Source organism: Amycolatopsis sp. NPDC114503 (assembly GCF_055633655.1).
The window spans coordinates 665717-688686 of record NZ_JBVKDT010000002.1; the positions used below are offsets into that span (position 1 = coordinate 665717).

Consider the following 22970-nt stretch of genomic DNA (forward strand, 5'->3'; position numbering starts at 1 on the left):
AAGTCTGCGTGGGCCGTTTGTCTATCGGGCGAACTGGTAGTGAATGGATTCGTTGTCCGGGTCGTTGAGCGGGGTGCCGTTCCACAGCCAGTCGTAGGACACATCGGACTCGCCGTCGAAACTCCGCAGCTTTTCGTCGCGCTCGCGCTGCTCCGGGCCGTCCGGGAGGTGGTAGAAACTCATGTTCCGCAAGGACGCGTCCTGAACCATCCCAGCATGCTTCGCGCGCCGGTGCACATACCGGGTCAGCGCATTGTCGATTCCGTCGCGGGTAGCCTGCCCCAGCTCCTCCGCGAGAACCGCCCCGTCCTCCATCGCTTGCGACGCCCCCTGCGCCTGGTACGGAAGCATTGCGTGGCAAGCGTCCCCGAGCAACGCAACGCGCCCGTCCACCCACACCGGATCGCGGCGCCGCCGGTACATCGCCCAGACCGAGACGTCGTCCTTGGCCTTCGACAGCATCGTCGGCACGCGATCGTCCCAATCGGAATACTCAGCCGCGAGCTGCTCCGCACTGGCGGGCGCACTCCAGTTTTTCTCGACTTCCTCCGTGCACGGCACAATCGCCACGACGTTCAAATACTCGCCGCCGCGGATCATATAGTGGACGAGATGCTTGTCCGGCCCGTACCAAATCGTCGAATGGTACCGGTCGACCAGGAACCGCGTAGCCGGATCCGCCGCGATCGAGTCTCCCGGAATCAACGCCCGATACGCCATCTCGCCCGAGAACGCGAGCGTGTCGTCAAACCCGGCGAGATCCCTTACCGCGGAACGAATCCCGTCCGCCCCCACGACAACGTCACCCTCGAACCGCCGCCCGTCCTCGGTGATCACGGCAGGCCTCTCCGGATTCCCGCGATCAAGATCGACGACCTTCGCCGCAGTAGCCACCTTCACGACCGGTCCGGCACCCTCGGGATCAATACACGCCCGCAGGAGAACGGAATGCAAATCCGCCCGATGGTAATGCCAATAAGGCGCGCCGTACTGCTCGACGACCCGCTGCCCGAGCGGCAACTGCGCGATAATGCTGCCGTCGGCCCACCGCCGCCGAACCTGATCCTGCGGCTCGCACCGAACCTTCTGCAGCTCGGCCCGCAACCCCAGCCCGATGAGAATCCGGCTGGCATTAGGGGCGGTCTGAATCCCCGCCCCGATCTCCCCGAGCTGCGGCGCCGCCTCAACCACAGTGACCCGCAACCCGCGCTGCCGCAACGACAAGGCAGCACAAAGCCCGCCCAACCCGCCGCCGGCGACCACTACCTCGAAAGACTGACTCGCCGCCACCCGCTGACCTCCTACCGCTAGCCACCACCGGCCGACCCTCACCCGGACGCGGTTAATCCGAACACGGATTATCCGAACACGCAATAGTCGACGGGGAAGTTTTGCGGCGGCGGGGTGTTTTGGAGGCGCTGGGTGCCGGGGTGGTCACCGAGCGGGGCCGTGCTGCGGGATCGCGGCGGTGCGCCAGAGGGGTTGGGGTTGCCAGGCGGGTTCGGTCGAGTGGGCGTTGAGGGAGCGGCCCGGATGGACTGACGTTGCGGGACTGTTCGGGCTGGACTGACCGGGCCGAGCTGACTGGGCCGGGCTGCCACTGCGGGACCATTCCTGCTCGATCGGCGCTGCGGGATCATTCCGGCTGGACTAACACCGGCGGGACCGCTCCGGCCGGACTGACGCGCCGGGATCACTCAGAATCGACCCAGCACTGCGGGACCGTTCCGGCTCAACCGGCACTGCGGAGCGGTTCCGACCGGATTGACTTTGTGCAGCAAGGCGTTCCGTGAGAGCCACCCTCACGACCCACAAAAGATGCCGCGACGCCCCCTTCCCAGACGCGGACTCCCTCGATCAGCCCTTCGCGTCCAGCCCACCCGACCGACACCCGCGAACCCCACCCACCCAAGCCACGCGCCCACCCTCTCAAGGCGACCGACGCACCCAACCCGACCAGCGCAGCCACACTCCCCCGCACCCCGATACGAAGCCACAAATGCGGGTGGCAGGTGCTTGTCAAGGCATCTTTCCCGCCTTGACAAGCACCTGCCACCCGTCATCACAATGGGCTTCGGGGTGCCCCCACTAAACGAGGCGCAATGTCGCCGCCAGGCGACGAGCCGCCCGAGACGGACCAAGCGTCAAATCTCCGACCGCTCAGCAACCGCCTCCCACAACGCCCCCAGTTCGTTCAACAACCCCGCGATCTCCGCCCGCCGTTCCTCCGGGCAGTCCGCGAGCAACGCCTGATCCAGCTTCCGCGTCCGCCGAGTCACCTCGCGAAACGCAGCCGCCCCGTCCTCCGTCAACGTCAGCACCTTCGCCCGCGCGTCATGCGGCGCAGGCCCCCGCGCGATCAGCCCCCGGTTCTCCAACCTCCGACACACATCCGCCATCGTCGAAGTGTCCAACGCGACCGCCTTGGCCAACGCGGTCTGGTCAAACCCCGGATAAGCCCGCACCGCCGACAACACCGCGAACTGCGGCCCGGTCAGCACCGAATCGACATGCCGATTCCAAGCCGCCAAATACGCCTGATACAGCCGCCGAGCCCCATATCCAGGCGCTGCGGCAAGATCCGTAGGCGCCTCCAGGCTGACCCGCCGCCCCGCCCGCGAGCCGCCCTTCGCTGACCCACCCACTGCTGTCGACATCCCTCGACCTTAACTACGCACCCGCGCCCCAGCAGACCGTCCGGCCCGCCCAAGCCTGTCCCCGCATCCCTGCCCGCTCACAATAGTACGTCCTCGGACAAAGTGCGGCCCGGCACTCGCCGCTCGGGCAGCACCAGCCGATTTCCGCTGATTCCGGTCAAACAGGGCCGCTCCGCCCATCAGGAAGAGCCACCTGGTCGAGCCGCCGCTGTCTCCACGCGGCGCCCAGCAACCCGCGATGAGAGGCCAGAGGTTCGGCCAGCACGTCGTGGCCAAGATCGTGCGCGCGCCCTCAATGCCGGCAGGCCGCACGGTAGTCCCGCACCGCCAGCGCACATCACGCAAGCTCGCCAAACACCCCGATTTGCGCTCTAGAAACCGATTCACCCGAAACGGCCGACCAGGAACCGACGAATACCCTGGAACTGAACGGCTTCATCCCGAAATCGCATCCCGCCTCGTATCCGACCACCGGACTGGGAAGATCGACTCATCGCCGATGCAGTCCGAGACGAACTCCTGGCGGCCGGGCTGTCCCTGAGGCAAGCCGGGGGCGGATGCTGGCGCATCGGTGCGCGTCGATGAACCAGACCATCGCGGCGTAGTCGTCCATTGGCACCAACGCAGCCAGTCCAGCGATGCGCTGACGGCCGCGTGCGACGACGCACCCACCGCGAAGGCGAGGAATTCGCCGCCTTCACCGAGCAAGCCGGGTCCGGGACTCAATGGCCGAGGCGATGCTCGCGATCCTCACCGCCGCCGGGTTCGCGGTGGACCGGATCGACGGCGCCCGCGCGTCCGATGAACTCCTGGTCTCCCAGCGGCTCGCCGAATCCCCCTGCCGGGCCCGCCGGAACTCCCGGAGCGCGGCGCGGACGGAGAGAATGCAAGCGGCCTGGGCAGCTCGGGACGCCGCCGGATGCCAGAACCCCGACTGCGAAACCCGCCACCCGAGCACCGGGAAGGCCCAGGCCTGACCGCGAACGAACCCGCCCGGCTGCACCGCCTCGAAACCCTGGCCCGGATCGTCCGGGACGAACTCGTCGCGGCCGGACTGCAGGTGATCCCCGCCCCGGCGCCGACCGGCATGTCCGGCGCGATCGTCGCCGTCCGCCGGCCGGAACTCGACGGCGTGCTGGTCTCGTGGCGGCTCGGCCCGCAACTCGCCGACGCGGCGCAGGAGGCCCGGGGAGACCGCCCGCATCACGAACACGAGGAATGCACCGCTTTCTCGAAACTCAGGTCAGCGATCTACGAGTCGGTGGCCAAGGCGATGCTCGCCGATCCTTGCCGCCGGAGACTCGATGCCGCCCGGACGGAGTCCAGCGACCTCCTGGTGACCCGGCGGCTGGCCGTATCGCCGTGGCAAGCCGGCCGGGGTGCCGAATTCGAGGCCCGGTACGAGAAGATGCTGGCAGCCTGGAACGCCCGGAACGCGGCGAACCCCGGCTGCGCGACGCATCGTCGGAAGCAGGAGGAAACCTCGTAGCGGCCGAAGGTTCAAGGCCGAGCAGCCGCAGCGACGAACAACGGCACGGCCAGGAACAACCGGCCGTCCCGGGCTCGGGCGGCCTGTTCGGCGATCCACCCGTCAGCGAGCTCGCGCTCGATCGCTCCGGCCGCGCGAGCCGCTTCGGCCAGGCCGGTCGCCATCGGCAGCATCGCGGCGTCGGTGAAGACCGCGGTGGGCACCTCGGCCGAAACGTCGGTGAAGCCGTTGTCCAGCAGCAGAGTCCGATAGGCGCGAGCAGCCCGGGGCCGGGTCACCAGGTCCGCGCGGGCGTGGACGATCGTACGGGTCAGCGCTGAGTCGTCGGAGTCGATCACTACGGTGTCCCAGTCCTGGCCGGCCAGCACGATCCGTCCCCCCGGCGCCAGCACGCGGCGAGCCTCGGCGAAGGCTGCCGTCAAATCGCGAACGTCATGGAACACCTTGTCCGCGCGATACCCGGCCACCGCACCGTCGGCAAGCGGCAGCGCTTCCGCGGTTCCCGCTTCGAAGTCCAGCCGTGGCCAGCGCTGGCGGGCGGCGTCGAGCATCCCCGGGTCAGGGTCGACGCCGACCGCCTTCGCCCCGCGGCCCGCGAGTTCGGCGACGGCCCTGCCCGAGCCGCAGCCGACGTCCGCCACCGCCTGTCCGGGGTCGAGGCGCAGCAGGTCGTAGGTGCGGGCGCGCAGGTCGGCCGCGCCGGGCAGCGCGTCGGCGGTGTCGAGCAGGCGGAGGAGAGTTTCGTTGGACATGTCCGCCATGCTGCGACTTAATGACGACATGAAGTCAAGCGAGCTGGCCATCGGCGAGGCAGCCGAGCGATTCGGCCTGGCAACGCACGTCCTGCGGCACTGGGAATCGGTCGGCCTGCTGACCCCGGCGCGAGCCGCCGGATCCCGCCGCCGCTACGGCGAGGGCGACCTCCGCCGGATCGCGGTGATCCTGCGGGCCAAAGAAGCCGGCTTCAGCTTGGAGGACATCGGCGAACTGCTCACCGTGCGCGAACCCGAGCGGCGCGGCTGTCTTCTGCGCCGCCGCCGGGCCGAACTGGCCGCCAGGATCGCCGAAGCTCAAGCGTCGCTCGACCTGGTCGACTGCGCTCTCGGTTGCGGACACGACGATCTCGCGTCGTGTCCGCATTTCCAGTCAGTCGTCCAAGGCCCTGGCTCAGCCTGAACCAGGGCACGCTCAGCTGGAAATGCGGCCTGAGAGCACCGCCTGCGGCCAGGCGACAGGAACCAGACTGCCGGTCGCGCAGAACAGGTCCGGCCCCCACCTCACCACTCCGGCAGTGAACTCCCCAGCCGCGGCGTCGTCCCCTCCCAGCGCGGCGGGGTCTCGCTCATCCGGATCACCGGACCGAGGCTCTTCAAATCGCCGTAAGCCGTGCCGTCGTCCGAAACCGCGTACCGCTCGAATTCCGCAGGCGAAAGACGGCCCGCAGCATCCGCGTAATCAGTCACCAACCCCTGTCGCTGCAACAACATCGACGACTGGCACAGCGAAACCTGCACATGATACGACCCGCCCTCCCTAGCCCGCCGGGCCAGGGCCAGCATCGCGCCGTAACTCCCGAGGAAGCCGGTCAGGAAGTCGCACAGGTACACCGGAGTCAACTGTGGACGGTCGCCGCCCTGGATCACACAGGCGCCGGTCACGGCTTGCGCGACCTGGTCCCATCCGGCGCGCATTCCGAACGGACCGCCGGAGCCGAAGCAGTTCACGCTCACGTAGACGATTCCCGGGCGCAGCGCGGCGAGATCCTCCGGGCCGAAGCCGTGGGCGGACATCCGGCCCGGGCGGTAGCCTTCGACGAACACATCCGCGGTGCTGGCCAAAGACCGCAACCGGGCCGCATCGTCCACTGTGGAGTAATCGAGATACGTGCTTCGCTTGCCGTGGCTGGTATCCCGCACGAACGGCGCGACCTGGGGCAAGTGCGGAGCGGTCACCATCAGGACGTTCGCCCCGTGTTCGGCCAGGCTCAGCGCCGCGGTGGGACCAGCCAGGATGCGGGTCAGGTCCAGGACCCGGACGTCGGAAAGAGGCGAAGCGCCGCCATCGGGCAGCGGCGAAGGGGCGCTGTCGGCGAGTTTGGTGATCTCGACAACCGGGCGCGTGGCCAGGTAGGAACCGTGCGGATGCGCCAGCCATTCGTCCGGCGTGCGCACGACTCCGCCGCACGCGCCGGCGGCGGCGATGGCGTCCTCGAGGTCATCGGCCTTCCACTTGGCGACCGCGGCGGCGACGGAGGACGGCGTCGGCTCGCAGCCGAGGACGTCCAGGACCCGGCGTTCCAGGTGCGGCAGGTTGAAATGCGGCAGAAACCAGCGTCCGTCGGCGGTCGGCCAAGGCTGGGTGAGCGCGACCATGTGCTCGACGGCGGGCGAAAGCGGCGCGGGGCGGTACTCGCCGTCCGCGGCACGGACGAGCGTCATGTCTTCGCCGCCGAGAGCGGTAGCCGCCGCGGCGTGGACGTCGACGCCGATCTTCTGCCGACGTCCCGTGCGCAGTTCCCACAGGTCGTTCGCGGCGACCGCGCGGGCGGCGAGTGCGTCGGCGAGGGTTTCGCCGATCCGGAACGGCGACGCGAAAAGCGGGTCCGCGCCGGTGATCGTGACCTCGTCGGCCGCCGGGCGCGGGCCGTCGCGCAAGGTCATCAGTTCGTCGAAGGCGGGCATTGTCTTTCCTTTCAGGCCGAAGCGACGTCGACCACGATGCGGCCGGTACCGGCACCGGCCAGGAGCGAAGCGGCGGCGTCCTTGGCGCCGGAGAGCGGGACGACGCGCGTCACGGAGTCCAGGAGCGCCGGATCGAGCAACTGGGCCAGGCGTTGCCAGGCGGCCTCGCGGCGGAGCGGCGGCGTGCGGACCGAGTCGATCCCGAGCAGGGAGACGCCGCGCAGGATGAACGGCAGGACGTTGCCGGGATACTCGGCGCCACCGGCGAGTCCGCAGGTCGTCGCGACCCCCGAATGCTGGAGACCGGCCAGCGCGCCGGCGAGGACCGGGCCGCCTACCGCGTCGACCACCCCTGCCCAGCGCTGTTTGCCCAACGGCTTGCCGGAAGACGTGAGTTCGGCGCGGTCCAGGACCTGCGTAGCCCCCAGCGCGGCGAGTCGCGCGGACAGTTCGGAAGGACGGCCGGTCGCGGCGATGACCTCGTATCGGGCCGCCGCCAGCAGCGCCACCGCGATCGAGCCGACGCCGCCGCCCGCGCCGGTGACCAGGATCGGTCCGGTTTCCGGGGCCAGACCGTGGCGTTCCACAGCGAGCAGGCTCAGCGCGGCGGTGAATCCGGCGGTGCCGATTGCCGCCGCGCGGAGCGGGCCGAGTTCCGGGGGGACGCGGACGAGGTCGTCGCCGTTGACCGCCGCGAGGCCCGCGAGACCTCCGTGCAGGTCTTCGCCGAGGCCCGCACCGTTCAGCGTGACAAGGTCGCCCGCCTGCCACCGAGGATGTCGAGACTCGATCACCTCGCCAGTCAGGTCGATCCCGGCGATCAGCGGATGCCGCCGGATCACGCCGGGGCGGCCGTGCAGCGCGAGCGCGTCTTTGTAGTTGATGCTCGAATACCGCACGCGGACGGTGGTGTCGAGGGCGTCCAGCAACGCCGGGTCGAGCTGATCGAGCGTCGCGCCAGTGGTGTCGCGCGCGATCCAGCCGGGGAAGTCCGTCGTCTCCATGCTTTCCACGGTAGAAATCCGGAACCTGACAGGGAAATGCCTGTCACAGCGACGCCATGCGCGGCGCGCATAGCTGGGTAGGCTGCCGGACATGGAGGTCGAACTGCGGCATCTGCGCGCATTCGTGACGGTCGCGACGTGCGGCACGTTCACGGCCGCGAGCCGCGAACTGCTGATCACCCAGCCCGCGCTCACGCGCACGATTCAGCAGCTCGAAGAGTCGGTCGGGACCCGTCTGCTGGAGCGCACGCCGCACGGCGCCGAACCGACCGAAGCAGGCGGCGAACTGCTCGGACGGCTCCGCGTCGTGTTGCGCGATCTCGACACCGCACTCGCCGCGGCGGGCGGGAATGCCGGGCTGCGGATCGGGTTCCAGTGGGCGCTGCCGGATCCGTGGGCGAGCGATCTGCTGGCCGCCTTCGAAACCGCGACCGGCGCGACCGCCACTCTCCTGCGCCGCGACGACATCGTGGCCGCCCTGCATTCCGGCGACGTCGACGCGGCATTGGTACGCGGGGACGTCGACGCGTCCGGGATCAGCGGAACCTTGCTGTTCGAGGAGGACCGGCTGGCCGCTGTTGCCGCGAGTTCGGAACTGGCGGCGTACGCGGAACTGGACTGGGCGGAGCTGGCCGCGCATCCGGTGGTCGTGAACACGGTCAGCGGCGCGACCAGTCCGCTCGACTGGCCGCCGGAAAACCGGCCCGCGCAGGTGATCCAGTGCGGCAGCTACGACGAATGGCTCACGATCATCGCGTCCGGCCGGGCCGTCGGGTCGACCACCACGTCCGCCGCCGAGGCGCACACCCACGCGCGAGTCGCGCATCTCCCGTTGCGGAACGCGCCTCGGGTGGCGTTGCGCCTGCTGTGGCCGACGCGCCGGTCAAGCGATCCGTTGCTGCGCCGCTTCAGCGAACTGGCGCATTCCGTTCAGCGGGCGTCGTAGTCCGCGCGAGCCTTTTCGATCTTCGCCAAATGCTCGACACTCCATTCCAGCAACGGCGCGGTCGCTTCCCGCAGGGTCCGGCCCATGGCCGTCAGCTCGTAGGAAACGTGCGGCGGCATGACATTGCGGACAGTCCGGGTGAGAATCCCGTCGCGTTCCAGATCCCGCAGCGTGACGGTCAGCATCCGCTGGCTGATTCCTTCTATTTCCCTTTTGAGTTCGGTGAACCGCCGCGGGCCGTCGCGCAGCATGCGGACGATCAGCAGCGCCCACTTGTCCCCCACGATCTGCAGGACCGCTCGGGTCCGGCACACGTCGTCGGCCATGGTTACCTCCGGAGAACCGGGGCACTAATTAGTGCCTTATTGCCCGCCGCCGCGCGGACGATCACGATGGTTCTCGAACAGTACTGGGTTACTTCCGATAACCGAAAATCCCCGAGGAATCCTGATTATGACGACGTTTCTGCTGGTCCACGGCGCTTGGCACAGCGGCCGGGCCTGGGACCGGGTGGTCCCGCTGCTGGAATCGGCCGGGCACCGGGTGCTCGCGCCCTCGCTGACCGGCTACGGCGACAAGAAGGACCTGCTCAGCCCGGAAATCGGGCTCGACACCCATGTCCAGGACATCGTGGAGCTGCTTCGCGACGAGGAAGGCGTGGTCCTGGTCGGGCACAGCTACGCCGGGCTGGTCATCTCGTCGGCCGCCAACGAAGTGCCAGGCCGGGTCTCCGAACTGGTCTATCTCGACGCCATGGTCCCCGAGGACGGCGAAACCGCGGTCGACGTCCAGCCGGTCAGCCAAACCCTCATCGACCTGGCCGCACAGCACGGCGACGGCTGGCGCGTTCCCCCGCTCCCGGAGCGGCCCGCGCCGTTCGGACTGTTCGGCGTCACCGATCCGGCCGACGTCGCGTGGCTGCGCGAGATGCTCTCCGACCAGCCGATTCGCTGTCTGCAACAGCCCGTGCGGCTCGACAATCCGGCCGCGCGCGCGATCCCGCGGACGCACATCCACTGCGTCGGCGCGACCCCGGAAGGCATCACCCGCAGACCGGTCCCGGCGATCCAGCCCAACGGGACGCCGTCGCAGGTGTGGGAGCTGCCGACCGGGCACGACTGCATGGTCACGATGCCGGTCGAGCTGAGCGAACTGCTGCTGAAGCTCGCCTAGTGCGGTGACCAGTAATGATCAAAGGACGACGCGTCGCTGACCGAGAGTCGGTCTGATCCACGGGATGGCCCTGCTGGCCGAGGGCAGCGAGCTGAAGGACCCGCCGCGCTTCACCCGCCTGCCGACCGGCCGTCTCGCGCGCACCTTGCCGCGCGGGCCCGGAGATAACGCCGCTGAGGCAGGCTCATCGCGAGGCGGGCCGCGTGTTCGTAGGACACCCGGGCCGCCTCGCGGTTGCCGGACATTTCGAGCAGGTGCGCGCGGACCGAGTGCAGCCGGTGGTCCTTGGCCAGCGTTGTCTCCAGCGGGTCGAGCAGGTCCAGCCCGGCCTGGGGACTGTCGGCCATCGCGACCGCGACGACGTGGTTGAGCCGTACCACCGCGTTGTCGTTGATGCGCAGCAGTACCTCGTACAGGGCTTTGATCTGCGGCCAGTCGGTGTCCGCGGACGTGGGCGCCTCGTCGTGGACGGCGGCGATAGCGGCCTGCACCTGGTACGGGCCGATCGGCCCGCGGGGAAGCGCGCCGCTGATCAACGCGACGCCCTCGGTGACGAACCCGGTGTTCCACAGGCTTCGGTCTTGTTCGTCCATCGGGATCACGGCGCCGTCCGGGCCCGTGCGGGCCGGCCGGCGGGCGTCGACCAGCAGCATGAGCGCCAGCAGCCCGGTGACCTCGGGGTCCTCGGGCAGCAGGCGGTGCACGATCCGGGTCAGCCGGATCGCCTCGGCGGACAACTCGGCGCGGTGCAGGTCCGGGCCGGCCGTGGTGGCATAGCCCTCGTTGAAGATCAGGTACAGCACGTGCAGGACGGCGCCGAGCCGTTCGCCGCGGTCGGCCGGCAGGCCGAACGGGATGCCGCTGTCCTTGACGGCCTGCTTGGCGCGGGTGATCCGCCGGGTCATCGTCGACTCCGGCACCAGGAACGCGCGGGCGATCTCGGCCGTGGCGAGACCGCCGACCGCGCGGAGCGTCAGCGCGATCTGGGACGCCGGGGACAACGCCGGGTGACAGCACAGGAACAGCAGGATCAGAGTGTCGTCGAAGTCCGCGACGGGTCCGGCGGGAACCGGCCGCTGGTCCAGTTCACGGCGGTGCCGGGCCTGCTCGGCCCGCAGCAGGTCGGTGAGCCGGCGCGACGCGACCGTGATCAGCCAGGCCTTCGGGTTGTCCGGGACCCCCTCGGCAGGCCACTGCTGGGCGGCCGCGATCAACGCCTCCTGCACGGCGTCCTCGGCGGTGTCGAAATGGCCGTAGCGCCGGACGACCGCGCCGAGGACCTGCGGCGCCAACTCGCGCAGCAGGCCCTCGGCGAAACGGTCGTTCACTCCAGCGACTCGGCCGCGGACCCGGCGATCGGCCGGATGTCCACGTGCAAGTCGTGCGCGAACGCGGCGCCTGCCGGGTGGGGCGTGTTGACGAGCTGGGCGGCGATCTCGGTGGCCCGGTCGTAGCTCGCGCAGTCGACGATGGTGTATCCGCCGAGCACCTCCTGGGTCTCCGCGTACGGCCCGTCGGTGACCACCGGGACGCCGTCCTTGAGCGAGACCCGCCGCGCGTGGACGGGCGCGGTGAGGCCGTGCGCGTCGACGAACTCGCCGGACTCGACCAGGTCGTTGTTCCACTTCGCCATGAACTGGTGCAGCGCGGCCGCGTCCTGCGGGGACCAGCCGGCCATCATGTCCAGGTCCTGCTGGGTCAACGACAGCATGATCATGTACTTCACGTTCGTGTCCTCTCCACTGGGAACCTTTCAGCGGAGACGTCGGAGTCGAGCCGCCGGTCCGGACACGAAGTCTAGTGACGGTTGCCACTATTGATCACCGAGCCGGTCACGCTGCCCTGGGGCGTTCCCGGCGTTGCGCGGCCGCTACGTCGGGATGGCGGTTGTTCGCATCGCGCCAGCGCGGACCTGCGTGCATTTCCGGTGCCAGCGCTGGGTGCTCGGGGTGGTCGGAGTTGGCCATCCGGCCGGGATGACAGCGGGCGGCCCAGCAGGTGCCGTGACACGGGCGGATCGACCGCGGCCCGAACTGGTCGAAGGCGAAACACCGGTCCGGGAACCTCCTCGATCCGATCCGGCTTGGCCTCCAGGCCGGGATCGCGGGACTCCTTCCAGGTCCGTGTGCGCTGGAACGTGATGCCGCGAGGCGGAAAGGATCTGCCGCAACCATTCTCGCCCGGCACGGACCATCCGGACCGGCGCCCACCGCGGCGTCCGCACCGGCCGGACAGGCAGCCGGCCAGCGGGGCCGGGCTCGGCTGCCTGATCCAGAACACGATCGCGCTGACCCGCAGCGGAACCAGACCGGCCGCAGTGACCGACGGACTGCACGCCGTCGCCGCAGCGACGCTCCTCGTGGCGGCTCTCTCACTGGCGGCCGCGTGCTTCGTCCGCGAGGTGCCGCTCGTCGACCTCCCCGCAACGCGCTGACGTCTCGCGGGCGGCGATGCCGGTTCTAACCGCCGCTCCCGAGACCGCGCTCCAGCAACACCTCCGCAGCCGCTCGCGCATGGCGGCCGTAACCCGGATCGCCGAGCACCATCGCCCGGCTCGCGGCTCCGTCGGCCAGCGTGACCAGTTGCTCGGCGAGCCCGGCGGGATCCGCGGCCCCCAGCTCCGCGACGAGGTCGGAGACCAGCCGGAGCATCAGCAGTTTCTGCTCCCGCACGTAGGCGTGCACCGCGCTGTCCGGGTCGGGGTACTCCGCCGCCGCGTCCACGAAGAGGCAGCCGCGCACCGGCTCGGAGTCCGGCAGGTCGAACATCGCCAGAAGCCGTTGCCGCGGCGGGAGATCCGCGCGGGTCAGCACGTCGTGCAGGGTGTCGCCGGAGCGGACCAGGTCCCGCAGGTAGGCGACGACCAGATCGTCCTTGACCGGGAAATGCAGGTACAGCGTCCGTTTCGACACCGGCGCCGCGGCGGCGACCTGCTCCATCGTCGTGCCGGTGATGCCGTGCCGGGCGAACAGGTCCGCGGCGGCGGCCAGCACGCGCTCGCGTCCGCCGCGACCGGCCCGGCGCGCCTTCTCCTCGACCATGAGCCTAAGTGTACAGAAACGTTTACTTAAGCCGCCGGAGCCTGCTACCGTGCTTACGTACACGAGATCGTTTACTTAAGGAGTACTCCCGATGCCCGACACCGCACTCGCCGACGCAGCCGCGACCCTGATCCGCGGGCGGCGCGCGACCCGGTCGTTCCGGCCCGATCCCGTTCCGGACCGCACCCTCCGCGAGATTTTCGACCTCGCCGCCGCGGCGCCGTCCAATTCCAACGCACAGCCGTGGCAGGTCGAGGTCGTCAGCGGAGCGAAGCGGCACGAACTCGCCGACGCACTGGTCGCCGCGCACGAGGAGGGTCGCCGGTCGGTCGATTTCCCGTACAGCGAAACGATTTACGAAGCGGTGCACCAGGAGCGCCGGGCCGCGGCAGGCGGCGCGTTGTACGGAGCACTGCAGATCGGCTTCGACGACCGCGAAGCGCGCGCCGCCTACGACGCCGAAAGCCTGCGCTTCTACGGCGCCCCGCACGTCGCGCTGCTGTTCGCCCCGGACACTGCCGAAGCCCGGCTCGCGGCGGACGTCGGAATGTACGGCCAGACCCTGCTGCTGGCCATGCAGGCGCACGGAGTTTCCAGCTGCCCGCAAGGATTGCTGAGCTTCTACGCGGACACGGTCCGGGAAACGCTCGGCCTCGACAGCGGAAAACTGCTGTTCGGGATCTCGTTCGGCTACGCCGACCGCGCCGCGCCGGTCAACCGGTTCGCGGTCGGACGGGCCCCGCTGGCCGAGACGACGCGGTTCCACCGCTGAGCCGCGGCCACCGGCCCGGTACGCGCGCACTACGGCGATCTGGCGACTGATTACGAAGCCTGCAGGTGCCATGTGGACGGCGGAGGCCCGGACGGCGTGGTCGCGATGATCGCCGCCCGCGCCGTTCCACGCGTGACGGCGCGTCAGGCGGGTACCCGGGGACGATGACGACCTCCCTCACCGCACTGCCGACCGCTCGCGGGCCGGTTTCCGCCGCATTGCTGGAAATCCTGCGCGAACCCGGCGGCCAGACCGCCGTCGATCTCCGCGACGCCGACCCGTTCGGCGACGATCTCCACCTCGCCCTGCATCTCTGTTACGAACTGCACTACCGCGGGCTGCCGGGCATCGACGCGGAGCGGGAATGGGACACCGAGCTGCTGCGAGTCCGGGCGGAGCTGGAAAACACGTTCCGCTCGGCACTGCGCGACTCGGTTCCCGGCGGCTCCGACTCCGGCGCCGAACTCGACGCGCTGCTGACCGAACGCGACGCCGCCGGAGCGGTCGGTTTCCTGCTGGCCGAGGGAGAATGGTGGCACGTGCGGGAGCTGTTCGCGCACCGCTCGATCTACCACCTCAAGGAGGCCGACCCGCACGCCTGGGCCATCCCGCGGCTGTCCGGTCCGGCGAAAGCCGGACTGGTGGCAGTGGAGTTCGACGAGTTCGGCGGCGGGCATGCCGACCGGGCGCACGCCACGCTCTTCGCCGATCTGCTCGCGGCCGCCGGCCTGCCCGAGGGCTACCTCGCCCTGCTGGAGCACGTTCCCGGGCCGATGCTCGCGCTGGTCAACATGATGTCGATGTTCGGCCTGCACCGGGCGTCGCGCGGCGCACTGGTCGGGCACCTCGCCGCCGCGGAGATCACCACCGGCCCGGGCGCGCGGCGGATGGACCGGATCCTGCGCCGTCTGGACGCGCCCGAGGCCTGCCGGTTCTTCTACACCGAACACATCGAGGCCGACGCGGTGCACGAGCAGGTGATGCGGCACGAGGTCGTCGGCGGCCTGCTGGCCGGAGAACCGGAGCTGGCGGCGGACGTCGTGCTGGGCATCCAGGCGACCGGGTTTCTGGAGGCGCAGCTGGACCAGCATCTGCTCGGCTGCTGGCAAGCCGGGCTGTCGTCGCTGCGCCGACCGCTGCCCTGAGGGGAACGGCCTGGCCGCCGCTCGCGCGACCAGGCCGCGGCCTCAGCCGCCGTCCTGGCCCCGGACCCGCTTCCGGTGGCTGGTGTCGCACCATGGAAACCTCTTGCTGCGCCAGCACGCGCAGACCGCGACGACGAACCGGTCCGACCGCACCGTGCGTCCGTCCGAAGTGGACGCCTCCACCGGACCCTCCACCAAGACCGGCCCGCCCGGCACCACCCGGACCCGGCGTTCATCGCGCGGCACGGAGCACCACCAGTTCCTCCGCGCGGTCGCCGGGGCGCAGAAATCCGTGTTCGGTCAGGTACTTCAGCCGTTCGGACACCACCGGCCCGAACGGCACTTCCGCCCGCGCCAGCACCTCGCTGCGCAATCCGCCCGCCGCCAGCGCGAACCGGGTCTTGTCCACATCGGACATCCTCGACTGCACCAGATAGAGCGCCCCGGTACGAGTCAGCAGCGAAGGAGCGGCCGCGCACAACGGATCCAGCATCGCGCGTCCGTCCGGCCCCGCGTCCCAGGCGCGACCTGATTGGACGGTCGGCGCCGGCGAAGGCACGCAGGGAGGATTGGCGACCACGACGTCGTACGGTCCGGCCTCGGCTGCCTCTCGCAGTCCGCCGTGAAGCAGGCCGATCGGCAGCGCCCGCAGCACGGTGTTCAGCCACGCGGAAGCCAGCGCCCGCAGCGAAACGTCCGTCGCGACGACCGTCGCGCCCGTCCGGGCCATGGCGATCGCCAGCGCGCCGCTGCCCGTTCCCAGGTCCGCGCAGCGCATTCCGCATCCGATGCGCGTCCTCTGCCAGCACTCCGGCGAGCAAGGCGGTGTCCTCTTGCGGACGGCAGACCCCGGGCAGGCGGAGCAGTCTGCCCAGCGGCCGGGCCTCCGCTTCAGTGCGCACGGACGTCGTCATGGCGGTCCTCCATCTCGGTCGGTCCGCCGGGATACCCCCGTCCGTTCAGGACAAACAGCGTTTTCCGCCGCACCGCACCGAAATCACCCCATGCCGGTCGCGCGGCGGTAGCAGCGCTGCTCGACGATCTCGCCGTCGCCGCCCGCCCGGGGTTCTCCGTGGACGAAGTGGCCGACCCCGTGCGCCTGCGCCATTTCCCGCCCGACCGACACGGCGTCGGCACGGCGCGCCGCGGTGTTCGCCACCCGGCGGACGCCTTCGATCCGGTTCTTCCACAGCCTGCCCTCGCGACACGTGTGAATGTCCCCTTCGGCCATTCCGCCGCTCCTTCCGTCTCGCCCGCCGACGACTCCGCCCCGCGGCAGGGCCGGCGAACTGCGCCGCGCCGTCAGCGGGACGACTCGCAGGCCTCCCGCGCCGGCACCCCGCAGCCGAGCCGGGCCCAGACCGTCTTGCCGCCGGAATGCTCGTGCACGCCCCAGTCGTCGGCGAGCCGGTCGACGAGCAGCATGCCCCGCCCGCGCGCCCGCTCGAAGTCCGGCGGGCGGACCCGCGGGCGGCCCGGTTCCGGGTCGTCCACTTCGATCACCACGACGCACGGCCGGGACAGCACGGTCAATCGCGCATAGCACGGGCCCGAGGTGTGCTCGTAGGCGTTGGAGGCGAGTTCCTCGACCACCATCAGGACGTCCGCGAGGTGATCCGGCGACAGGTGGCCCAGGGACTTGCCCGCCCAGGCGCGCACGCGCGGCAGCGCCGAGACGCCGGTGCCGCGCAGGTCCAACACCCAGGGTTCGTCGTCCGGGCCGGTCACAGCCGGTCCCTCTTCCACAGGCCGGGACAAAAAGCCCCCTCTCCGGCCGGCGGCGCGACGGGACGCGGGTAGATGTCCGTGCCGGAAAACGCCGCCGCGCTTGCCCGCCCCTCGCCGCAGCCGCATGACCTCACGTGGGGAAGTCCCCTTCTCTTTCTCGACTTCGCCGGTGCCCAATCGGGCGTACCCGGACAGGGCCGACTTCACACCTGTTGCCGCGCATCTCTGGACGTCGGAGCCGGTTCGGTTACTGTCGCTGCATGCCGCCTCACGCGCCGGAGCCCGAATCGCGCACTCGCCTCGCCGAAATCCTCGGCGCCGGGGCGAGCAACGCCGACCTCGGCGAGGAGCTCGCGAAAATCCTCGCCCGGGCTTGCACCGTCCTCGACGTCGACACCGCGACTGTGCTGCGGCACGACGCCCGGTGGGCGCGCCTCGTCGCCGTCGCGGCAGCCGGGCTCGAGGAGGAGGTCTACCAGGGCGTCCAGGTGCCGGTGGGCGCGGGGTTCGCCGGAGCTGTCGCCGCGCGCCGGGAGCCGGTGGTCATCGACCAGGTCGACAAGACCACGGTGCGCAACGCGCTGCTGTCCGAACGCGGCCTGCACACGATGCTCGGCGTCCCGATGCTGGCGGGCACCGAACTGGTCGGCGTGCTGCACGTCGGGGCCGTGCGGGAGCGCAGGTTCACCACCACCGACATCGAAACCCTGCGGCTGCTCGCCGACCGGCTCGCCGCCGTGCTGCAGGCGGAGATCATGCACCAGAACCAGGCTGCGACCATCGCCCTGCAGCGCAGCCTGCTGCCCGGCGTCCTGCCCGTCATCGACGGCCTGTGCCTGGCCGCCCGCTACGTGCCGGGCGCGGAGGCCGGGCTCGGCGGCGACTGGTACGACGTCTTCCGGCTTCCCGGCGGCCAGACCGGGATCGTGATGGGCGACGTGTCCGGGCACGGCCTCGACGCCGCGGTCATCATGGGACGGCTCCGCAGCGCATTGCGCGCGTACGCGCTCGACTGCGACGATCCCGCCGAAGTCCTCGCCAAACTGGACCGCAAAGCCAACCACTTCGAACACGGCGTGATGGCGACGGTCGCGTACGGCATTCTCAGACCCGGCCACGACAGCATGGCCCTCTCGCTCGCCGGGCACCTGCCGCCGGTCGTGGCGGTGCCGGGCGAACCGGCAGCACTCGTGGCGGCTCCGCCGGATCCGCCGGTCGGCCTGACCGTCGGGGCCACCGTGCAGCGGCGCACCACCCTCGTCGAACTGCCGCCGGGAGCCGTCGCCGTGTTCTACACCGACGGTCTCGTCGAGCGGCGCGACCGGCTCGTCGACGCCGGCATGAACCAGCTCGCCGAACTGGTCCGGCCGGAGGACCCGGAACGGGCCTGCGCCCGGATCATGGCCGCGATGGTCGGGTCCCGGCCCCCGCAGGACGACGTCGCACTCGTCGTGCTCCACCGCACCGCCGGGGCCGGAACGCCCTGATCACTCGCCTGCCAGCGCCTCTTCGAGCGTGCGGTACAGCGGCAGGCTCTGCTCCAGCCCGGTCAGCTGGATCGGCCGCAGGGTCGCCCGGCCGGACGCGACGATCCGCACCTCGGTTCCCTCCGGAGCCTCCCGGCACGCGGCCAGCAGCACGGTCAGCCCGGCCGAGGCGAGGAAATCGACCTCTGTCAGGTCCAGCACCAGCACCGGGGGCTTCCCGGAGACGGTTTCGGCGACCGCGGCCGTCAATTTCGGGGCGGTCCCGAGGTCCAGGTCCCCGTTCAGGGCCAGCACCGCCGCGGGGGCGCGGTCGGCCCGATCGATCGACAGCGAACCCGGCGGGTCGATCACCGGGTCGGTCAGCTCACTCATCGCTCTTTCCCTCCTCAGGGAGCCCGGCGCGCTCGCGTCCGGGCAGGAAAAGTACGCGGCTGGCTGCTCAACCGCGAATAGCATGCCTTACGACGGCGGCCGCGCACGAATGCCGCCGCGGGAAATGATCTCGGATCTCCGGACCATCGGCAGCGCGGGGGCGCCCGGGATGCGACGTTCGGCTCACTGCGGGCGGGTGCGGTGCGCGGACGGCGGTTCGGCGTGCTCCGCCAGCGGGGCGCCGGGCCCGCCGATTCCGGACGGTCGCGACACTTTCCGGCCAGCGCACCGGTGCGGGCGTTCGCCTACTTCCCCGGTCTGATCCGTCGACACGGCACGCCGCAATCCGAGACGCACACGCCCATCCTCCGACCGCATACCCCGCCCCCTCATCGCCCACGACCACGACGCCGCCCGGCCGCGTCCTGGCGCAACCGGTCCATCTGCTCGCCGACCTCCCCGACCCGGTCCGCCAGCGCGGCATGCCGCGATCCGAGATGCGCGCGCACGTCCGCCAGCGGCGGCAGCAGGTTCGTGACATCGTCCTCTCCCAGCGCTACGCCGAGCCGGTCGGCGCTTTCCTGGCCAGCGGCGTCCAGGTCCGGCGCGGCGCTGACTTCGGCGGCCAGCCGCCGCAGCACCGCCGCGTTGCGCCGGGCCCACTCCGCCACCGCCCGGTCTCCCGCACGGCGGCCGCGTTCGGCGTGGACGCGGGCTTCCCCGGTGGTTTCCCCGGTCGCCGACGGCCGCAGCCGCAGGTACCGGCGTTCCGCGGCCTGTCTGCTCGCCACGCCCAGCGCCGGGGCCAGCGCGGCCCAGCTCGCGCCCGTCTCCCGCGCGGCCGCGATCAGTTCCGGCTCCCACTCGCCGAGCTGGTCGCGCAGCGCCCGCAACGCGGCCAGCGCGGCCAGCGACCGTTCGGCCGGCGCCTCGCCGTGCCGGGCGGCCAGCACCGCCTCGCGGACGCCTTCGACCAGCAGGGCGGGATCCACTTCCGCCATTGCGTCATCCTCTCGACGACTAGGCAGTTGTCATCATTTCGACGACATGCTAGAAGAAGAGGGCGTCCCTGTCGAACCGTGGAGGTGAATCCGGATGACCGGCCGAGCGCGCGGGCCGATTCGCCGCGTTCCGCAGGTTTCCCGGGCCCCTTCACCGGGAATCAGGTCCGGACCGCCCGCCAGGGCGCGTCCCGGCCGCTGGCCGGAGAACCCCACGCGGTCCGTCGCGCGGAGCAGGCGATCCCCGTTCCGCGCGAATCCTTCGCGCGAGAAAGGCGTTGTCCCCGTGTCCATGCCGCTGCACACCGCCCAGACCGGCCCGTCGCACCCCGCGCTGGTGCGGTTGTGGAACTACCTCGCCGACGTCACCGGCACGCTGGGCGTCGGCCTCGAGTCCTGCACTGTCGACCACGACACCCCGGTGTCGGCCTACGTCGCCCTCGACGGCCATCTCCCCGCCTACCCCGGCCGCGACGTCGCCCTGCTGTGGGACGAAATCCACGGCTGGGCCGCCGCCGTCGAAACGCATTCGGGCGAGGACCTGATCGTCATCCGCTACCTGGGCGGGCCTTCGGTCGCCCCGCCCGCGCCGCGCGTCGCCGAGTTCACCGCCGCAGTGCGCGACGACGACCACCGGATCGGCTGCCTCGCCCCGCCCGAACTCCGGACCCTGGGCACCCCGGCGGATCTCGACGCCATCCTCAGCGAAGCGGTTTGACCGGCACGCCAGGCATCTCGCCTGCCATGAGCGTCCATCGTGGACTGTCCCGTTTCGCGCCGCCGCGAAACGGGCAGCCAAGATCATGACCGAGTTCGAAGCCGAGCGGCGCATGCCCGCGACGGCGGAACACGTGTACGCCGTCGCCGCCGATGCCGCGCACCTGAACGAATGGCTGCCCGCTCAGGTCGCCGGACAGCCGTTCGTTCAGGTGCGCGGCGACCGGCTCCGGCTGGAATGGAGCGGCGGCTGGCTCCAGGTCTCCTCCGGCGACGCGGGCACGAGCCGCGCGACGCTGCACCTGTCGGTTCCGGCCGGTCAGCGCGGCGACGACGTGCTCGCGCGGCTGCGCGAATCCCTCGACCGGCTCGCCGTTTTGTCCGGCTCGCCCGGCTGAGCCCGCCTTCAGGTCCACAATGGACACCACCGGATCGTTTTCCGTCGCACGGAACGGGACGGTCACGCCGCGGCGCGGATCCGCTACTCTGCGCCCAGGAGTTGATGGTCCCATGGTGGTGCGGAAGGAAATTCTGCCCGGGCCTCGCCGAATCAGCACGGAACGAAACCGGCTCGCGATCGACTGCGTGGTCGACAGCCTGCTGCGATGCCTCCCTCTGGCCGAGCAAACCCGGCTGGGCATCGTCGCGCCGAACCGGGGCCGCACGTGCGACCGCGAGGCCCTGCTGATGGAAATCTCGTTGCGCACCAGGCGTTCTCCGCGGGCGGCGAGATGCCTGGTCAGCGCGGTCTATTCGGCACTGGGCCGAACCTCGCCCGAGCTCGCCTCCCTGGTGCGCGCGGGGGTGAGCCCGGACGTGCTGGTCCTGTTGGGCGGGACGCGGCAACCGTGCGCGTGGTCGCGGGAAACGCCGCCGCGATGCCACAGCGGGTGACCGTCCTCGGCCGGGCGTTCCCGGTCAGGCCCAGGCGAACTGCCGGATCCCGTCCGCGCTGACCAGCCGCCCGAAGGCCAGTTCCGGGAAATGCGCGGGCGCGAAAAAGTCGCCGGACGCTTCGAGCTGCTGCCGGATCGCGGTCGCCGCGGGCCGGTCCACATCGAACATGCCGTCCCGTTCGGGGTCGGTCAGCTCGCCCGCCGGGTGCAGCACGCGTTCTCCGGCGTCGCTGACCACGAACACCGTCGAGCCGGGAGTGCGGCCGGGCGCGCGATCAGCCCTGGCACGAGTTCGGTCTCCGCGTCGAAGGTCTCGGCCTGGCCGGTGATCGGCGCGAAGGTCTGCCGCACAGCCGGATCCGCGGGGTCGCCGGTCGTGAGTGCGCCCAGTCGGCGGCGTGCATCCGGATCCGACCATCGGCGTCCACGGGCCGGGGGCGGCATTCCCATCGCGCTCCCCGCGATGCCATCGAGGATCCGGACGATGTCGATGGCATCAATTTTCATTCCAGCTCCTCGCCTTCCGGCCGTTCGCGCTGTCCGGCAGGCGGGAGTTGCCGTTCCGGCAAGATCACTCGCGCTCCGGACACGGCACCGGCGACCCTGGACGCACACCGACCTGAGGAGCCGACCGATGACCACCGACGCGTCCCTTTTCTGGGACGAAGTGCACGCCGCCCGGCCGCCCGCCACCCCGCAGCCCAACGCCCGGCTCGTGGAAACCGTCTCCACCCTCCCTCCCGGCGACGCACTGGACCTGGGCTGCGGCAACGGCGGCGACGCCCTCTGGCTAGCCGGCCGCGGCTGGACCGTCACCGCCACCGACATCTCGGCCGTCGCAGTCAACCGTCTCGCCGGCACCCGCATCACCGCCGTACGCCACGACCTCCGAGTCAGCTTCCCTCCCGGCGACTTCGACCTAGTGACCGCGCACTACCTGCAAACCCCCTTCGAACTGGACCGAGCGACAGTCCTGCGCACCGCCGCACACGCCCTGCGCCCCGGCGGCCGATTGCTGATCGTGGACCACGGCTCAAGCGCCCCGTGGTCGTGGAATCAAGATCCCGACGCTCATTTCCCCGGCCCAGCCGAGATCGCCGCAGACCTAGCCCTAGACCCAGCCACATGGACCATCGACCGCGCCGACTCCCCCACCCGCCTCGCAACCGGCCCCGACGGCCAGACTGCCGAAGTCATCGACCACGTCCTCCTCATCCGCCGCACCACCTGACCCCCCGAGGAGCCCCCTCATGCCCCGCCGCCACGACACCCCACCACCCCGCACCGAAAACAGCGAACCCGAAGTCCTGCGCGGATTCCTCGACTACCTCCGCACCTCAGTCGCCGCCAAAGTCAACGGTGCCCCAGAACCCGAAGCCCACACCGCCGCCGTGCCCTCCGGCACAAACCTGCTAGGCCTGCTCAACCACCTAACCTTCGTAGAACGGTCCCTTTTCCTAGGCGACCCCGTCAAAAACTGGCCCTCCACCTTCCACACCACCGACACCGTCGCCCACGTAGTCTCCCGCTACCAAGAAACAGTGCAGCAAGCCAACAACCTTCTAGACACCTGCCCAGACCTAGCCGCCCCCCTCCCAGGCCGCAACGGCCCAACAGTCCGCTGGGCCCTGACCCACATGATCGAAGAAACCGCCCGCCACGCAGGCCACGCCGACATCCTCCGCGAACTAATAGACGGCACCACCGGCCGCTAAAAACCAGCACCACCTAAGCCTTAAACCCGCACTCCCCCAACCCGACCCAGCCGCGGGATCGCGTCGGCGTGTCGAGGGTCAGCGTGCACGGCCCCCCGGGCCGGGCGCGCTGCTCCTCGACACGCCGACTTAAAGGCGATCCCGCC

30 protein-coding genes are annotated in these 22970 nt (G+C 70.5%); 13 read left to right on the plus strand and 17 right to left on the minus strand.

Annotated features, from left to right (window positions below; all coding sequences use genetic code 11):
• Positions 1-21: 21 nt before the first annotated feature.
• Together ACZ7OI_RS10820 and ACZ7OI_RS10825 are read right to left on the minus strand one after the other, a co-directional pair.
• Positions 22-1290, minus strand: coding sequence for an FAD-dependent monooxygenase (locus tag ACZ7OI_RS10820; protein WP_470263960.1), 1269 nt, complete (start codon positions 1288-1290; stop codon positions 22-24).
• Between the two features lie 854 nt (positions 1291-2144).
• Positions 2145-2645 (minus strand): MarR family winged helix-turn-helix transcriptional regulator, encoded by a 501-nt coding sequence (locus ACZ7OI_RS10825; protein WP_470264311.1) that lies wholly within the window; start codon positions 2643-2645, stop codon positions 2145-2147.
• A 931-nt stretch (positions 2646-3576) separates the two neighbouring features.
• Between ACZ7OI_RS10825 and ACZ7OI_RS10830 the strand changes: the two genes are divergently transcribed.
• The gene (locus ACZ7OI_RS10830; RefSeq protein WP_470263961.1) at positions 3577-4146 is read left to right on the plus strand and encodes a hypothetical protein; all 570 of its coding nucleotides are present in this window, start codon (positions 3577-3579) and stop codon (positions 4144-4146) included.
• An 11-nt stretch (positions 4147-4157) separates the two neighbouring features.
• Here the strand turns inward: ACZ7OI_RS10830 and ACZ7OI_RS10835 are convergent, their stop codons facing one another.
• Entirely contained in the window at positions 4158-4898 is a 741-nt protein-coding gene (locus ACZ7OI_RS10835) for a methyltransferase domain-containing protein (protein ID WP_470263962.1), read from the minus strand.
• Between ACZ7OI_RS10835 and ACZ7OI_RS10840 the strand changes: the two genes are divergently transcribed.
• Entirely contained in the window at positions 4897-5322 is a 426-nt protein-coding gene (locus ACZ7OI_RS10840; RefSeq protein WP_470263963.1) for a MerR family transcriptional regulator, read from the plus strand. The genes ACZ7OI_RS10835 and ACZ7OI_RS10840 overlap by 2 nt on opposite strands.
• Positions 5323-5423: 101 nt before the next feature.
• Here ACZ7OI_RS10840 and ACZ7OI_RS10845 read toward each other — a convergent pair whose 3' ends face one another.
• Both ACZ7OI_RS10845 and ACZ7OI_RS10850 read right to left on the minus strand, forming a co-directional pair.
• The gene (locus ACZ7OI_RS10845; RefSeq protein ID WP_470263964.1) at positions 5424-6827 is read right to left on the minus strand and encodes a CoA transferase; all 1404 of its coding nucleotides are present in this window, start codon (positions 6825-6827) and stop codon (positions 5424-5426) included.
• A gap of 11 nt (positions 6828-6838) precedes the next feature.
• Positions 6839-7831, minus strand: a complete 993-nt coding sequence (locus ACZ7OI_RS10850) for an MDR family oxidoreductase (RefSeq protein ID WP_470263965.1) — start codon at positions 7829-7831, stop codon at positions 6839-6841.
• Between the two features lie 91 nt (positions 7832-7922).
• Here ACZ7OI_RS10850 and ACZ7OI_RS10855 point away from each other — a divergent pair, with 91 nt between their 5' ends.
• Positions 7923-8777: a LysR family transcriptional regulator gene (locus ACZ7OI_RS10855; RefSeq protein WP_470263966.1), complete on the plus strand. Its 855-nt coding sequence runs from the start codon at positions 7923-7925 to the stop codon at positions 8775-8777.
• On the opposite strand, the gene ACZ7OI_RS10860 is transcribed toward ACZ7OI_RS10855, so the two are convergent.
• A complete protein-coding gene (locus ACZ7OI_RS10860) occupies positions 8762-9103 on the minus strand; it encodes a winged helix-turn-helix transcriptional regulator (protein ID WP_470263967.1) in 342 nt (113 codons plus the stop codon). The genes ACZ7OI_RS10855 and ACZ7OI_RS10860 overlap by 16 nt on opposite strands.
• A 127-nt stretch (positions 9104-9230) precedes the next feature.
• Between ACZ7OI_RS10860 and ACZ7OI_RS10865 the strand changes: the two genes are divergently transcribed.
• On the plus strand, positions 9231-9950 hold the full coding sequence (locus ACZ7OI_RS10865; RefSeq protein WP_470263968.1) for an alpha/beta fold hydrolase: 720 nt from the start codon (positions 9231-9233) through the stop codon (positions 9948-9950).
• A 110-nt stretch (positions 9951-10060) separates the two neighbouring features.
• Here the strand turns inward: ACZ7OI_RS10865 and ACZ7OI_RS10870 are convergent, their stop codons facing one another.
• Both ACZ7OI_RS10870 and ACZ7OI_RS10875 read right to left on the minus strand, forming a co-directional pair.
• The gene (locus ACZ7OI_RS10870) at positions 10061-11278 is read right to left on the minus strand and encodes an RNA polymerase sigma factor (protein WP_470263969.1); all 1218 of its coding nucleotides are present in this window, start codon (positions 11276-11278) and stop codon (positions 10061-10063) included.
• The gene (locus tag ACZ7OI_RS10875) at positions 11275-11667 is read right to left on the minus strand and encodes a YciI family protein (RefSeq protein WP_470264312.1); all 393 of its coding nucleotides are present in this window, start codon (positions 11665-11667) and stop codon (positions 11275-11277) included. Before ACZ7OI_RS10875 ends, ACZ7OI_RS10870 begins: the two co-directional genes overlap by 4 nt.
• Before the next feature lie 423 nt (positions 11668-12090).
• Here ACZ7OI_RS10875 and ACZ7OI_RS10880 point away from each other — a divergent pair, with 423 nt between their 5' ends.
• Positions 12091-12384, plus strand: coding sequence for a hypothetical protein (locus tag ACZ7OI_RS10880; protein ID WP_470263970.1), 294 nt, complete (start codon positions 12091-12093; stop codon positions 12382-12384).
• A gap of 25 nt (positions 12385-12409) precedes the next feature.
• On the opposite strand, the gene ACZ7OI_RS10885 is transcribed toward ACZ7OI_RS10880, so the two are convergent.
• On the minus strand, positions 12410-12991 hold the full coding sequence (locus ACZ7OI_RS10885; protein WP_470263971.1) for a TetR/AcrR family transcriptional regulator: 582 nt from the start codon (positions 12989-12991) through the stop codon (positions 12410-12412).
• Between the two features lie 91 nt (positions 12992-13082).
• Here ACZ7OI_RS10885 and ACZ7OI_RS10890 point away from each other — a divergent pair, with 91 nt between their 5' ends.
• Both ACZ7OI_RS10890 and ACZ7OI_RS10895 read left to right on the plus strand, forming a co-directional pair.
• The gene (locus tag ACZ7OI_RS10890) at positions 13083-13763 is read left to right on the plus strand and encodes a nitroreductase (protein WP_470263972.1); all 681 of its coding nucleotides are present in this window, start codon (positions 13083-13085) and stop codon (positions 13761-13763) included.
• 164 nt (positions 13764-13927) lie between these two features.
• Positions 13928-14908 (plus strand): iron-containing redox enzyme family protein, encoded by a 981-nt coding sequence (locus ACZ7OI_RS10895; protein ID WP_470263973.1) that lies wholly within the window; start codon positions 13928-13930, stop codon positions 14906-14908.
• A 42-nt stretch (positions 14909-14950) separates the two neighbouring features.
• On the opposite strand, the gene ACZ7OI_RS10900 is transcribed toward ACZ7OI_RS10895, so the two are convergent.
• From ACZ7OI_RS10900 to ACZ7OI_RS10915, 4 genes are all read right to left on the minus strand, one after another.
• Entirely contained in the window at positions 14951-15154 is a 204-nt protein-coding gene (locus ACZ7OI_RS10900; RefSeq protein WP_470263974.1) for a CDGSH iron-sulfur domain-containing protein, read from the minus strand.
• Positions 15141-15686: a methyltransferase gene (locus ACZ7OI_RS10905; protein ID WP_470263975.1), complete on the minus strand. Its 546-nt coding sequence runs from the start codon at positions 15684-15686 to the stop codon at positions 15141-15143. The genes ACZ7OI_RS10900 and ACZ7OI_RS10905 overlap by 14 nt, the downstream gene beginning before the upstream one ends.
• A 219-nt stretch (positions 15687-15905) precedes the next feature.
• Positions 15906-16139, minus strand: a complete 234-nt coding sequence (locus tag ACZ7OI_RS10910; RefSeq protein WP_470263976.1) for a DUF2188 domain-containing protein — start codon at positions 16137-16139, stop codon at positions 15906-15908.
• Between the two features lie 71 nt (positions 16140-16210).
• Positions 16211-16636: an ATP-binding protein gene (locus ACZ7OI_RS10915; RefSeq protein ID WP_470263977.1), complete on the minus strand. Its 426-nt coding sequence runs from the start codon at positions 16634-16636 to the stop codon at positions 16211-16213.
• 260 nt (positions 16637-16896) lie between these two features.
• Between ACZ7OI_RS10915 and ACZ7OI_RS10920 the strand changes: the two genes are divergently transcribed.
• Positions 16897-18123, plus strand: a complete 1227-nt coding sequence (locus ACZ7OI_RS10920) for a PP2C family protein-serine/threonine phosphatase (protein WP_470263978.1) — start codon at positions 16897-16899, stop codon at positions 18121-18123.
• Here the strand turns inward: ACZ7OI_RS10920 and ACZ7OI_RS10925 are convergent, their stop codons facing one another.
• Together ACZ7OI_RS10925 and ACZ7OI_RS10930 are read right to left on the minus strand one after the other, a co-directional pair.
• Complete coding sequence (locus tag ACZ7OI_RS10925) at positions 18124-18495, minus strand: STAS domain-containing protein (protein WP_470263979.1); 372 nt, start codon at positions 18493-18495, stop codon at positions 18124-18126. It abuts the gene before it with no gap.
• Positions 18496-18884: 389 nt separating this feature from the next.
• Positions 18885-19496, minus strand: a complete 612-nt coding sequence (locus ACZ7OI_RS10930; protein ID WP_470263980.1) for an HSP18 transcriptional regulator — start codon at positions 19494-19496, stop codon at positions 18885-18887.
• A gap of 292 nt (positions 19497-19788) precedes the next feature.
• Between ACZ7OI_RS10930 and ACZ7OI_RS10935 the strand changes: the two genes are divergently transcribed.
• From ACZ7OI_RS10935 to ACZ7OI_RS10945, 3 genes are all read left to right on the plus strand, one after another.
• On the plus strand, positions 19789-20214 hold the full coding sequence (locus ACZ7OI_RS10935; protein WP_470264313.1) for a DUF6292 family protein: 426 nt from the start codon (positions 19789-19791) through the stop codon (positions 20212-20214).
• A gap of 85 nt (positions 20215-20299) precedes the next feature.
• Complete coding sequence (locus tag ACZ7OI_RS10940) at positions 20300-20611, plus strand: SRPBCC family protein (RefSeq protein WP_470263981.1); 312 nt, start codon at positions 20300-20302, stop codon at positions 20609-20611.
• Positions 20612-20723: 112 nt separating this feature from the next.
• The gene (locus tag ACZ7OI_RS10945; RefSeq protein ID WP_470263982.1) at positions 20724-21107 is read left to right on the plus strand and encodes a DUF2267 domain-containing protein; all 384 of its coding nucleotides are present in this window, start codon (positions 20724-20726) and stop codon (positions 21105-21107) included.
• Positions 21108-21131: 24 nt separating this feature from the next.
• Here ACZ7OI_RS10945 and ACZ7OI_RS10950 read toward each other — a convergent pair whose 3' ends face one another.
• Positions 21132-21323, minus strand: a complete 192-nt coding sequence (locus ACZ7OI_RS10950) for a hypothetical protein (protein WP_470263983.1) — start codon at positions 21321-21323, stop codon at positions 21132-21134.
• Positions 21299-21616, minus strand: coding sequence for a hypothetical protein (locus ACZ7OI_RS10955; RefSeq protein WP_470263984.1), 318 nt, complete (start codon positions 21614-21616; stop codon positions 21299-21301). Before ACZ7OI_RS10955 ends, ACZ7OI_RS10950 begins: the two co-directional genes overlap by 25 nt.
• 127 nt (positions 21617-21743) lie before the next feature.
• Here ACZ7OI_RS10955 and ACZ7OI_RS10960 point away from each other — a divergent pair, with 127 nt between their 5' ends.
• Complete coding sequence (locus ACZ7OI_RS10960; RefSeq protein ID WP_470263985.1) at positions 21744-22340, plus strand: class I SAM-dependent methyltransferase; 597 nt, start codon at positions 21744-21746, stop codon at positions 22338-22340.
• 19 nt (positions 22341-22359) lie between these two features.
• On the plus strand, positions 22360-22824 hold the full coding sequence (locus ACZ7OI_RS10965) for a DinB family protein (protein WP_470263986.1): 465 nt from the start codon (positions 22360-22362) through the stop codon (positions 22822-22824).
• Positions 22825-22970 lie beyond the last annotated feature (146 nt).